The sequence below is a fragment of the Rhizobium sp. NXC14 genome, from assembly GCF_002117485.1.
Lineage (GTDB): Bacteria > Pseudomonadota > Alphaproteobacteria > Rhizobiales > Rhizobiaceae > Rhizobium.
This window is the reverse complement of sequence record NZ_CP021032.1, coordinates 291,306-303,424: the sequence shown is the minus strand read 5'-3', so window position 1 is coordinate 303,424 and position 12,119 is coordinate 291,306. Positions and strand designations below refer to the sequence as shown.

Genomic DNA, 12,119 nt, shown 5'->3' with positions numbered 1-12,119 from the left:
GCGCCATGATGGAGAGCCTTCTCATCGCCAACCGGGGTGAAATCGCCCGCCGCATCATCCGCACGGCAAAGACTGCCGGCATCCGTACGATCGCCGTCTATTCCGAAGCTGATGCCGGCCTGCCCTTCGTGAGAGAAGCCGACGAAGCAATCGCCATCGGCCCGCCGCCGGCCCGCGAAAGCTATCTGTCCGAGGCACGCATCCTCGAAGCCGCCCGCAAAACCGGTGCGGCCGCGATCCATCCGGGCTACGGTTTCCTGTCGGAAAATGCCGAATTTGCCGAAGCGGTCGAGAAGGCCGGCATGGTCTGGGTCGGCGCGCCGGCGGCCGCAATCCGGGCGATGGGACTGAAGGACGCCGCCAAGCAATTGATGCAGGCGGCCGGCGTGCCGGTCACGCCCGGTTATCCCGGTCCGGACCAGAGCGAAGCAAGGCTTGCGGCCGAGGCCGATGCCATCGGCTACCCCGTCCTCATCAAGGCGGTTGCCGGCGGCGGTGGCAAGGGCATGCGCGGCGTCGACCGGCGTGAGGATTTCGCCGAGCTCCTCGCCTCCTGCCGCCGTGAGGCCAGCGCCTCCTTCGGCGACGACCGCGTTCTCATCGAACGCTATATCGCCAACCCGCGTCATATCGAGGTGCAGATCTTCGCCGACCAGCACGGCAACTGCCTCCACCTCTTCGAACGCGACTGTTCGCTGCAGCGCCGCCACCAGAAGGTCATTGAGGAGGCCCCTGCTCCGGGGCTCGATGCCGCCGCGCGCGCCGCGATCTGCGAGGCGGCGGTGAAGGCGGCAAAAGCGGTGAACTATGTCGGCGCCGGCACGATCGAATTCATCGCCGACGCTTCCCAAGGCCTGCATCCCGATCGTATCTGGTTCATGGAGATGAACACGCGCCTGCAGGTGGAGCATCCCGTCACTGAAGCCATAACAGGTGAGGATCTGGTGCTCTGGCAGCTGAAGGTCGCAACCGGCGAGCCGCTGCCGAAGAGCCAGGACGAGATCGCCATGAAGGGCTGGGCATTCGAGGCACGGCTCTATGCCGAAAATCCAGCCGCCGGCTACCTGCCCTCGACCGGAAGGCTCGAACATCTGAAACTTCCGGTGGCGGTCCGCGTCGACAGCGGCGTCGAGCAGGGCGATGAGATCACCTCCTTCTACGATCCGATGATCGCCAAGATCATCGCGCATGGGCCGAGCCGCGAGGCCGCGCTGTCGAAGCTCGCCGCCGCCTGTGCCGGCATCGAGATCTGGCCGGTCAGATCCAATGCCGGCCTTCTCGCCCGCGTCGCCGCCGATCCTGATTTTCGCGCCGCCCGGATCGATACCGGCTTCCTCGACCGCCACGGTGAAAGCCTTGCGGCGACGGAGCCGGAGGAGACGGCAATCGACAAAGCGGCAACGGCACTTTCGAAGGCCGCGAACGAGGATCCCTGGTCGGTACTGACCGGTTTTCGCATTGCCGGGCCAGGCGACGGCCGCGTGCGGGTGCGCATCGACGGCCATCTCCACTGGGGGCGCGTGCGCCCCGGCCTTGAGGCGAATGCCGTCGAGGTCGACGCGAAGACCGTGCTTTTCGACGCCGGCAATGCCTGGACGATCGGCCTGCCCCATGCGGGCGAAGTCGAGGCAAGCCAGGGTTCGGGCGACGGCGCCATTCTTTCGCCCATGCCCGGCCTCGTCATAGCGGTCGATGTCGCCGAAGGCGACACTGTTGCCAAGGGGGATCGCCTCCTGACGGTCGAAGCAATGAAGATGGAACATACGCTGCGCGCGCCCTTCGACGGCATCGTTGGCAAATTACAGGTTTCCACGGGGGTCCGGGTTTCGGAAAACCAGCTTGTTGTCACCGTAATGAAGGAGCAAGCGTGATGGCCGGCCGCTATTTCGACGAATGGACAGTCGGCGAGCGCATCACCCATGAGATCCGCCGCACGGTCACCGAGACCGATAACCTGCTGTTCACGACGCTTTCCCACAATCCGCAGCCGCTGCATCTCGATGCCGATTATGCCGCCGCCACCAAGTTCGGCCGGATTGTCGTCAACGGCACCTTCACCTTTGCCCTCACAGTCGGCCTTTCGGTCGGCGACACCACGCTCGGCACGCTCGTCGCCAATCTCGGCTATGACAAGGTGACGATGCCGAAGCCTGTTTTCATCGGCGATACACTACGGGTGGAAACCGAGGTAACGGAGCTGCGCCGCTCAAACTCCCGCCCCGATGCTGGCATCGTCACTTTCCGGCATGTCACGTTGAACCAGCGTGACGAGATCGTCTGCCAGTGCCTTCGCACGGCAATGCTGAAGGTCAAACCGTCATGAGGCTGCGCTCGCTGCTCTTCGTGCCCGGCGACCGGCCGGAGCGTTTCGAAAAAGCGCTCGCCTCAGGTGCCGATGCCGTCATTCTCGACCTGGAAGATTCGGTTGCGCCGGCAAACAAGCCGCGAGCCCGGGAGGCCGTGCACGAATTCACCCTGCGCCATGCCAGCGAGGCCGCTCTGCTGATCCGCGTCAATCCGCTGACCTCCCCCGAATTCGAAGCCGATCTTGCCTCTCTGAACGGCCTTCATCCTTTCGCCGTCATGCTGCCGAAGGCCGAGGGTGCCGCTTCCGTGCTGACGCTCGCAGGCGCTCTCGCCTCCACCATTCCCATTCTGCCGATCGCGACAGAAACGCCGTCGGCGATCTTCGAGATCGGCAGTTACCGCGACGTCTCGGCGAACCTTTGCGGCTTGACCTGGGGCGCCGAGGATCTGCCGGCAGCGATCGGGGCTTCGACCGCGCGACGGACGGACGGCCGTTATACCCCGCCCTACGAGCTTGCCCGCTCGCTGACCCTATTCGCAGCCCATGCCGCCGCTGTTCCGGCAATCGAAACCGTCTATCCGGATTTTCGCGATCTCAGCGGTCTCAGGGCCTATCTCGGCCGCGCCCGGCGCGACGGCTTTTCCGCTATGATGGCCATTCATCCGAGCCAGGTCGAAGCGATCAATCACGCCTTCACACCTGACACCTCCGAGATCGCCTGGGCCGAGAAGGTGGCCGCCGCCTTTGCCGCCAGGCCTGACGCCGGCGTCATCCAGCTTGACGGACGCATGCTTGACCTGCCGCACCTCAAACTTGCGCTGCGCATTCTGGAAAGCGCAGGCCGATAGGCCCGACCTCTCAGCGAATCAGCCCGGCTTTGCGGTTTGCTCGGAAGTGACCTGTTCCGGCTCGAGGTAACCGGCGCCGATGGCGACATAGAGGTCCACATAATCCTTCGCGACCTGCTGCACGGTGGCAGCGAGGCTTTCCTGAGCATCTGAGACCGACCGCTGCGCGTCCAGAACGTCGAGCAGCGACGAGGCGCCGTCCTTGTAGCTCGTGGTCGAAAGCGCCAGCGATTCCTGCGCCGTCTGCACCTGTCTGCGCAACGGCCCCAGCGTCTGCGTATCGTGGCGAACGGCCGAAAGCGCGTTTTCGACCTCTTCCACCCCGTTCAGCACCGCCGCCTTCCACGCCAGATATTGCGTTCTGGCATCGGATTTCTCGATGTCGACGTTGGCCCGCAACTTGCCGCCGTCGAAAATCGGCAGGTTGAGCGTCGGTCCGAACGACCAGCTGGTGAGGCTGGCGCCGCTGGCGCCCGATGCTTTGACCCAGCTCGGCGAAATCGAGCCGGAGAGCGAGATTGACGGGTACAGCTGGGCTTGCGCTGCACCGATATCGGCCACAGCTGCCGCAAGCTCGCGTTCGGCCTTCCTTATATCGGGACGATTGCGAATGAGATCGGCCGGAATGCCGGCACGAATGTCGCCGCGGAACACCGGCTGACCTGTATTCTTGCGCAGCTCGTCCGTCAGCGAAGCCGCCGGCATTCCGAGCAGAGTAGCAATGTGATGGGCCGATTCGGTAAAACTCTGTTCAAGGCCGGGAATGTCGGCCTTTGTCGACTGTACCAGGCCCTCGGCCTGGACGACGTCGAGGCGGGAGGCCGCACCGGCTTTCAGCTGCAGCTGCGTGAGTTCGTAAGTCTGCTGGCGGGATTTCAAACTCGCCTGGGAGAGCGCAATCCGCTCCTGATAGTAGCGGGCGTCGATATAACTCTCGACCAGGTCTTTCAGAAAGGTGAGCTTCGCATTGTCGGCCGTCGCATAAGCGGCCCCAAGCGAGGCGATCGCGCTCTCCTTCGAGCGGCGATACTGGCCGAAGACGTCGAGCAGCCAGGACAGGCTGACATCGCCTCCCGTCGTGTTCGTGGTGCCGACCGTCGTGCGCAGCCGCCCCTTTTCGCCTGATACCGTGTGCGATGCGTCCACGCTCAGACTCGGCAGAGCGCCTGCACCGGCAACCGTCACGTTGGCGGAAGCCGAGTTGATGCTCTCGAGCACCTGCAGCACATCGAGATTGTCGCTGAGGCCGTGAGCGACCAGCCCGTCGAGCTTCTTGTCGCGATAGGCTCTCCACCACTCTACCGTCACGACATCGCCGTTGCTCTTGTTACCCCCCGCTTCGAATTTCGCGGGAAGCGGCATCTCTGGGGGAACGTGATCCGGGCCGCTGACGCAGCCTGCGAGCAGCAGTGTGAACGCGGATGCGGCGTAGCGGAGGGACGATAATCTTGTGTGAAGCGACGTACTCACGGGGGAGCCTCTGAACGGGAATCGTGGGTTCAGGCTTAGCGACGCCAGCGTTAATGGCGGTTAAGAAACTGTAAAAGTTAGGTAAAACCCGGCAGAAGGGATCAGCGCTTTCTGGGAAGCTCCAATGTGATCGCCAGTCCGCCCGCCTCCGGCAACGATGCATGCACACGCCCGCCATGGCGTTCGATAGCCTGCCTGGTGATGGCGAGGCCGAGGCCGTATCCGCCTCTCGGCACCGCCTCTTTCCCGCGTGAGAACGGCTGGAAGATCCGTTCGAGTTCGTCCCTTTTTACGCCTGGCCCCTGATCTGTGACGCAGATCTTGATGCGGTCGGCAGCTGTCTCGCAGGACACGGATATGAACGAATGCTCGGCCGTGTATTTGACCGCGTTGCGAACGACGTTTTCCAGCGCCCGGTAGATTAGCTCGCCTTCGACCTCGGCTCGGAAGACCCCCTCGACGCTCGTCGTGATCGAGACCTCCCGTGCCTGGGCTTCGAAGGCCGCATCACCGAGGATTTCGTTCAACAACTCGATGACATCGACGGTCTGCGTCTTCAGCGGCAGGCCGGATCCTGCCGTCAGCCTGGCAAGGGTCAGGACCTCGCCCACCAGCACGTCGACCCGTTCGACCTCCCGGTCCATGCGATCCAGCATGGCGCCGAGTTTGGCCGGGCTTTGCCGGAGCACGCCGACGGCGGCCTGCAGCCGGGACAAAGGCGAACGCAGTTCATGAGAAACGTCGTGAAACAACCTCTGCTGCGCGTCCTGAAGTTCCTGAAGCCGTGCGGCGCTCGAATCGAAGTCATGGGCAAGCGCTGTCACCTCGTCCTTCCGGCCGGCCATCTTTTCGCCGATGCGGAAGTCGAAGCGGCCATGCGCAAGCGCGCTCAAGCCATCGCGCAAATGCACCACGGGGCGGATGAGGTATCGTGCCAGTGCCCAGGCGGATATCGTGCTGGAGATCAGGATCGTGAGCCACGGCATAAACGGGCCAAAATTTTCGAAGGTGAAAGTGGGAGGGGCTGGCAGGAATATCCGATAGCAGATCCCCTCCTTCAGAACGGATCGCGTATCAGCCGCCTTCGGATCCGAACAGGCATCGGGTTTTGCGGTTTTGGAGATGGTCAGACCGTGCGGCAGCGTCTCTTCACTTGAACGCACGAAATATGCTGCCGCTTCCTCGCCGTCCCTCGCAAGCACATTTGCGGTTAGGTTCAACGCGATCGACCGTCGCTCCTGTTCCAGTTCCCGCGCAAAAGGAACGCCTTGGAGAAGGTTTACGAGCAGGATGATCACGCCGAGGGTCGTGGTCAGCGTCAGCCAGATGATCGCGAAGAACTTCCAGAAAAGCCGGGGCATGGTCAATCCACGAGAAGTTGATAGCCCTGACCGCGAACGGACTGGATCCAGGATTGTCCGTCCTCCCTCAGTCCGAGCTTCTGGCGAACGCTGCTGATATGGACGTCGATCCGGCGATCGAACGGGGTGAGCGGCTTGCCGAAGGCGCGCTTGGAAATATCCTGCTTCGACACCAGCTGGCCGGCGCTGCGGGCGAGAACTTCGAGCAGGCTGAACTCCGTGCCGGTCAGCTCCAAAGCTTCGCCGCGCCATTCGGCGCTTCTGCTGCCGGAATGGATCACGAGCTCTCCTGCCCTCACCGTATCAGTCGATACGCCGGCCGCCGGCTGACCCGCCCGGCGCAGGATGGCCCGCAGCCTCGCCGCAAGTTCGCCCGGCGAGCACGGCTTCGGCACATAGTCGTCGGCGCCGAGATTGAGACCGGATATCCTGTCCACGTCATCGCCTCTTGCCGTCAGCATCAGTACCGGAACCTGACTGAGCTTCCTGATCCGCTGCAGCACTTCGATGCCGTTCATGCGGGGCATCATGATGTCGAGCACGATGATGTCGACCGTATTGCCGGCAGCCGCGGCAATGGCGGCGCGGCCGTCCGTATCCGTTATGACGTCATATCCTTCCTCGACCAGATATTCCTGCAGAAGTGTCGTCAGCTCCGCATCGTCGTCGATCAGGAGAACCTTGTTCATTCGCGTTATCCGTTATCAATCCGGGCATGCCATACAGCACAATCGCACTCATGCGGGTAAGTTTTACTCAACTTAACACTAACTTGACCGCACTTAACGTTCGCCCCGTTACATACCTGCGATGACATCGTCGCGCGCTGAAAGCCGGTTGCCGTGGATGAGCGGCAATCCTTCAGTCGATTGCGCCGATCGGGAAAGGCACCGATGCCTTGACCACAAGGAGTGCGTCGTTGAGAAAAACCTCCAGACTATTCGCCTCCGCCTTCGTTGCGATGGCGCTGTTTGCTCCCCTCCGCAACGCCATGGCGCAACAGGCTGCGGCAACCGCCCTCACCGTCTCTCTGACGGCGCCGGCTCAGCGGGACTGGCCTGAGACCGTTCCCGCGAGCGGGTGGCTGAAACCATGGCAGGAAGCGGTCATCGCCTCCGAGACGAGCGGGCTGCGCATAACCGATGTTCTGGCCGATGTCGGTTCCGTCGTCACCAAGGGCCAGACGCTCGTGCGGCTTTCCCAGGAGAGCGTGCTCGCCGATCTTCGCAAGCAGGAGGCGGCCGTCGCGACCGCCAAGGCGAGCCTTTCGAAGGCCAATGCCAATGCCGACCGGGCGCGGCAGCTCCAGCCTTCGGGTGCGCTCTCCGATGAGAAGATCGTCGAGTATCTCGCCAACGAACAGACCGCGACGGCAAGTCTTGCATCCGAAGAGGCCGTACTCGACAGCGAAAAGATCAAGCTTGCGCAGACGACCATTACGGCCGTCGACGACGGCCTCATCACCTCGCGTTCCGCCGATCTCGGCGCCGTCGTCTCCGCCGGCACGGAACTGTTCCGCATGGTTCGCCAGCAGCGGATCGAATGGCAGGCCGAGGTTTCGGCACGTTATCTCCCGCGTATTTCGCAAGGCCTGAACGTCCAGGTCAACGGGCCTGAAGGTCACGTCATCGAGGGCAAGGTGAGGCTTGTCGGGCCGTCGGTCAGCACCGATACCAGCCGGGCAATCGTCTATGTCACGCTGCCGGACGACGCCCGTCCGCGCACGGGCCTTTACGTCACAGGCAACATCGAGCTGCAGACCTCCCCGGCGCTGACCGTGCCCGAGACGGCAATCGTGTTCCGGGACGGGATCAGTTACGTCTTCACCGCGAGCGAGGATCAACGGGTGCAAAGGGTGCGGGTGGAAACCGGCCGTCGCAACGACGGCGAGGTGGAAATCGTCTCCGGCATAGACCGGACGTCGAAGGTGGTGACGTCGGGCGGCGCATTCCTCTCGGACAATGACCTCGTGAAGATCGCGGAGAAAAACTGATGAACTTCTCGGCATGGTCGATCCGCAACCCCGTCCCGGCAATATTGCTGTTTGCGATGCTGACGGTCGGGGGACTCTTGGCCTTCAAGACCCTGGCGGTCCAGAACTTCCCCGATATGGACCTTCCGACGATCAGCGTCACGGCGATGCTCGACGGTGCGGCGCCAACACAGCTCGAAACCGAGGTCGCCCGCACAATAGAAGACAGTTTGGCTTCGCTCAGCTATCTCGACCACATCACCACGACCATCACCGACGGCACCGTCTCGATCAAGGTTTCTTTCAAGCTGGAGAAAAACAGCGAAGCGGCCCTGAACGAAGTCCGCAACGCCGTCGACAGCGTCAAGGGCGATCTTCCAGCGCAGATGGAGACACCAAGCGTCACCAAGGTTACGGTCCAAAGCTCCGCGCTGGTCACCTATGCCGTCCGCTCGACTGCTCTCAACGAAACCGAGCTTTCCTGGTTTGTCGATAATGATCTCACCAAGGCGCTGCTCTCGGTGTCCGGCGTCGGTCAAGTCAACCGCATCGGCGGGATCGACCGCGAGGTTCACGTCGATCTCGATCCCGCGACGATGGCGTCGCTCGGGGTCACTGCGGCGACCGTATCGTCGCAGCTGAAGGCGGTGCAGGCGGATACATCGGGCGGCCTCGGCGAAATCGGCGGCACTCGTCAAACGCTGCGCACGCTCGGCGCTCTTCCATCGGTCGAGGCTCTGAAAGGACTGAGAATTCCCTTGGCCAACGGCCAGCAGGTTCGCCTCGACGAAGTCGCATCGGTGACGGACAGCTTCGCGGAGCGGTCCTCGATGGCTTATCTCGACGGCAAACCGGTGATCGCGGTCGAGATCAAGCGCTCGAACGGCTTTTCGGACAGCGGTGTCGCCGGCGATGTCGACAAGGCGATCAAACAGTTCGCCGCCAAACATTCCAATGTGCAGATCGACGAAGCCTACAGCACGATCGGGCCGATCATCGACAATTATGACGGTTCGATGCACATGCTGTTCGAAGGGGCGATCCTGGCGATCATCGTCGTCTGGCTCTTCCTGCGGGACTGGCGCGCAACGATCCTGTCGGCCGTGGCGCTGCCCTTGTCCGTGATCCCGACCTTCCTGGTCATGTACCTCTGTGGCTTCAGCCTGAACATCATCACGCTGCTGGCACTGTCGCTGGTGGTCGGCATCCTCGTCGACGACGCCATCGTCGAGATCGAGAACATCGCCCGCCACCTGCAGATGGGCAAGCGGCCGATCGATGCCGCCCTCGAAGCCGCCAACGAGATCGGGCTTGCCGTCATCGCAACCACCTTCACGCTGGTCGCCGTCTTTCTGCCGACCGCCTTTATGAGTGGCATTCCGGGACTTCTGTTCCGGCAGTTCGGGGTCACGGCCGCCGTCGCCGTACTCGCCTCGCTCGTCGTTGCCCGCCTGCTGACGCCGATGATGGCAGCCTATTTCATGAAGGCCGCCCCTCCCACGGAGGAAAAAGACGGCCGCATCATGCGCGCCTATCTGGCAATCGTGAAGGCTGCCATGACCCGCCGCAAGACCACGGTGGCCGTGACCGCCGTCATCGTAGCGCTTTCCCTTTCCACCATTCCCCTGCTGAAATCCGGCTTCCTGCCCGCTTCCGACGATGCGCGGACCCAGATCACGCTCACCATGCAGCCGGGCGCCACCATCGAGCAGACGGACGCCGCAACCAGGAAAGCCGCCGATATCGTCGGCAAGCTTCAGGACGTCACCCGTGTCTTCTCCTCGGTCGGCTCCACATCTTCAGGCGGTGGCGGCCCCGACGCCAGCACCACGAGCAGCGTCAATTCCGCCACGATCGTCGCCGTGCTGACGGCCATCGGCGAGCGTGACCGCAAGCAGTCGGGAATCGAAAACGATATCCGGCAGGCGTTGTCGGTTCTATCAGGCGTGCGCGTTGCCGTCGGCGGCGGCGCCAACGGCACGAAGCTCGAAATCACCCTTGCCAGTGACGATGCCAACGCCCTCGACAGCGCGAGCACCGCGCTCGAAGAACAGCTCCGCACGCTGAACGGCATCGGAGCGGTGACGTCGACGGCGGCAAGGCAGGCGCCCGAGATCCAGATCACCCCCGATTTTGCGCGCGCAGCCGCATTGGGGGTGACGTCGAGCGCCATCGCCGAGGCCGCACGCGTAGCGACGAACGGCGAATACTCCGCCAGCCTGCCGAAGCTCAACCTGCCGCAGCGCCAGGTTCCGATCGTCGTCCGATTCAGCCCGGAGTCGCGCACCAGTCTGGACGATATCAAGAACATGCGGGTGGCGGGCACGAACGGCAATGTTGATCTCGGATCGGTCGCCGATATCCGGATCGGCGGCAGCCCCTCCGAAATCGACCGCATCGACCGGATGCGCAATGTTACCGTGTCGGTCGAACTCAACGGCCGTATCCTCGGCGACGTCAACCGCGAGGCACAGGCGCTGCCGGCGCTCCAGCATCTGCCGTCGGGCGTGACACTCGTCGAACAGGGCGAACTTCAGCGCAGCTCGGAACTGTTCCAGAGCTTCGCGCTGGCAATGGCGATCGGCGTGTTCTGCATCTATGCGGTCCTCGTCCTGCTCTTCCATGATTTCCTGCAGCCGCTCACGCTGCTGATGGCTTTGCCGCTCTCGCTCGGCGGCGCGCTCGTGCCACTGGTGGTGACCGGGACCAGCTTCTCGCTGGCCGCCGTCATCGGGCTGCTCATGCTGATGGGCGTGGTGACGAAGAACTCCATCCTCCTCATCGAATACGCGATCATGTCGCGCCGCCAGGGCATGTCCAGGTTCGATGCCGTCGTCGACGCTTGCCATAAGCGCGCCCGGCCGATCGTCATGACCACCATCGCGATGGCTTGCGGCATGCTTCCGGTCGCCCTCAGTCTGACCGGCGGCGATTCGAGCTTCCGGCAGCCGATGGCGATCGTGGTAATCGGAGGCGTGATGATGTCGACGCTGCTCAGCCTCGTCGTCATCCCCGTCATCTTCACCTTCGTGGATGACCTGGACGAGGCGCTCAAGCGTCTTTTCCGTCGAGCCGAACCGGAAACCACCGAGAGCGCACCGGAAGCTTCAAACGATCACGCGGCAATCACCTTCCAGCCCGAGCAATCGCGGCGAGGGGGAGGTCGACGATGATCGCCTTCCGCCGAGCGATCAGCCGGATAGTCCCACGCCCGCTGCGGGCGAGGCTCGGTGAATCTTGATGGCAAGCTCTTCGGTCGAGTTCCCTCCCCCGGAACAAGACCGCGGGACGTGTTCCCCCGCAGGCGGCATCCTGCCGCCTGCGCGTCCTGCCATGCGTTCGACAACGGCTCCATCGCTTCCAAATCGGGCAAGGTGCCGCTGGTGGCCGACCGCCCCCGAGCGAAGCGACAACAATCGGGCTGTCGCGGATTGAATAGCAGCTGCCGCGCCGCCCCGTGCTCGCGAAAATTCATAGAGGCCTGCTTCGTCGCGGCCCTTTTTCACTGCTGGCCTGGCGGCCTGCGCCGCGTACCATTCTATTAATTCGAAGTGGCTAATATATCGAACAACTTCATCGTGATATTCACTCCTTTTCGGCTGCGAGCGGCTGTAAACACGGAGGGTGAAATGTTTCGATTGAGCGTTCGGCTCGCATTTATAGCCGCTTGTGCGTTGGAGCTACCGTTGAGCATGGCAGCAGCGGCCGATGATCCGCAGATTGCCCGCGGCGAATATCTCGTCACCGTCGGCGGGTGCAACGACTGCCACACACCGGGATATTTCTTCGGAAAGCCGGACACTGCGCGGTTTCTCGGTGGATCGGATGTTGGCTTTGAGATCCCGGGCGAGGGCGTTTTTGTCGGCCGCAACATTACGCCTGACAAGGAGACCGGCATCGGGAGCTGGACCAGAGAACAAATTGTGACTGCCCTTCAGTCCGGGCAGCGGCCGGACGGTCGCATCCTGGCGCCAATCATGCCATGGCATGCATTCGCGCAGCTCACCGACGAGGACGTGACATCAATTGCAGCGTACCTTCAAAGCCTAAAACCGGTAGCTAATCAGGTTCCAGGACCCTTCAAGCCGGGGGAGAAGGTTTCAACCTTTTTGTTCCGGATCTTGCCGCCGGGTGAAACCGCAGCCAGCGCGCCAAACTAG

Annotated in this window: 9 protein-coding genes; 6 read left to right on the top strand and 3 right to left on the bottom strand. The window is 62.8% G+C overall.

The features are described from left to right. Nucleotides 1–5: 5 nt before the first annotated feature. The 3 genes from NXC14_RS25750 to NXC14_RS25740 are packed head-to-tail and all read left to right on the top strand — an operon-like array spanning nt 6 to nt 3,156. A complete protein-coding gene (locus NXC14_RS25750; RefSeq protein ID WP_085780860.1) occupies nt 6–1,871 on the top strand; it encodes a biotin carboxylase N-terminal domain-containing protein in 1,866 nt (621 codons plus the stop codon). Further along, nucleotides 1,871–2,323, top strand: a complete 453-nt coding sequence (locus tag NXC14_RS25745; protein ID WP_085780859.1) for a MaoC family dehydratase — start codon at nt 1,871–1,873, stop codon at nt 2,321–2,323. Before NXC14_RS25750 ends, NXC14_RS25745 begins: the two co-directional genes overlap by 1 nt. Then, a complete protein-coding gene (locus NXC14_RS25740; protein WP_085780858.1) occupies nt 2,320–3,156 on the top strand; it encodes a CoA ester lyase in 837 nt (278 codons plus the stop codon). The genes NXC14_RS25745 and NXC14_RS25740 overlap by 4 nt, the downstream gene beginning before the upstream one ends. An 18-nt stretch (nt 3,157–3,174) precedes the next feature. Here the strand turns inward: NXC14_RS25740 and NXC14_RS25735 are convergent, their stop codons facing one another. The 3 genes from NXC14_RS25735 to NXC14_RS25725 form a co-directional block, all read right to left on the bottom strand. Further along, a complete protein-coding gene (locus NXC14_RS25735; RefSeq protein WP_085780857.1) occupies nt 3,175–4,626 on the bottom strand; it encodes an efflux transporter outer membrane subunit in 1,452 nt (483 codons plus the stop codon). Between the two features lie 101 nt (nt 4,627–4,727). After that, on the bottom strand, nt 4,728–5,987 hold the full coding sequence (locus NXC14_RS25730) for an ATP-binding protein (RefSeq protein ID WP_085780856.1): 1,260 nt from the start codon (nt 5,985–5,987) through the stop codon (nt 4,728–4,730). A gap of 2 nt (nt 5,988–5,989) precedes the next feature. Beyond that, nucleotides 5,990–6,676 (bottom strand): response regulator, encoded by a 687-nt coding sequence (locus tag NXC14_RS25725; protein ID WP_085780855.1) that lies wholly within the window; start codon nt 6,674–6,676, stop codon nt 5,990–5,992. Between the two features lie 272 nt (nt 6,677–6,948). On the opposite strand from NXC14_RS25725, the gene NXC14_RS25720 reads away from it, so the two are divergent. The 3 genes from NXC14_RS25720 to NXC14_RS25705 all read left to right on the top strand — a co-directional run bounded on the left by NXC14_RS25720 (nt 6,949) and on the right by NXC14_RS25705 (nt 12,119). Then, nucleotides 6,949–7,980, top strand: a complete 1,032-nt coding sequence (locus NXC14_RS25720) for an efflux RND transporter periplasmic adaptor subunit (protein WP_245362232.1) — start codon at nt 6,949–6,951, stop codon at nt 7,978–7,980. Continuing rightward, a complete protein-coding gene (locus tag NXC14_RS25715; protein ID WP_085780853.1) occupies nt 7,980–11,132 on the top strand; it encodes an efflux RND transporter permease subunit in 3,153 nt (1,050 codons plus the stop codon). The genes NXC14_RS25720 and NXC14_RS25715 overlap by 1 nt, the downstream gene beginning before the upstream one ends. 456 nt (nt 11,133–11,588) lie before the next feature. Then, the gene (locus NXC14_RS25705) at nt 11,589–12,119 is read left to right on the top strand and encodes a cytochrome c (protein WP_085780851.1); all 531 of its coding nucleotides are present in this window, start codon (nt 11,589–11,591) and stop codon (nt 12,117–12,119) included.

Bases quoted from the DNA above. Each gene is read 5' to 3' on its own strand.
- NXC14_RS25750 (WP_085780860.1), top strand. From the start codon at position 6: ATGATGGAGAGCCTTCTCATCGCCAACCGGGGTGAAATCGCCCGCCGC.
- NXC14_RS25745 (WP_085780859.1), top strand. From the start codon at position 1,871: ATGGCCGGCCGCTATTTCGACGAATGGACAGTCGGCGAGCGCATCACC.
- NXC14_RS25740 (WP_085780858.1), top strand. From the start codon at position 2,320: ATGAGGCTGCGCTCGCTGCTCTTCGTGCCCGGCGACCGGCCGGAGCGT.
- NXC14_RS25730 (WP_085780856.1), bottom strand. From the start codon at position 5,987: ATGCCCCGGCTTTTCTGGAAGTTCTTCGCGATCATCTGGCTGACGCTG.
- NXC14_RS25725 (WP_085780855.1), bottom strand. From the start codon at position 6,676: ATGAACAAGGTTCTCCTGATCGACGACGATGCGGAGCTGACGACACTT.
- NXC14_RS25720 (WP_245362232.1), top strand. From the start codon at position 6,949: ATGGCGCTGTTTGCTCCCCTCCGCAACGCCATGGCGCAACAGGCTGCG.
- NXC14_RS25715 (WP_085780853.1), top strand. From the start codon at position 7,980: ATGAACTTCTCGGCATGGTCGATCCGCAACCCCGTCCCGGCAATATTG.
- NXC14_RS25705 (WP_085780851.1), top strand. From the start codon at position 11,589: ATGTTTCGATTGAGCGTTCGGCTCGCATTTATAGCCGCTTGTGCGTTG.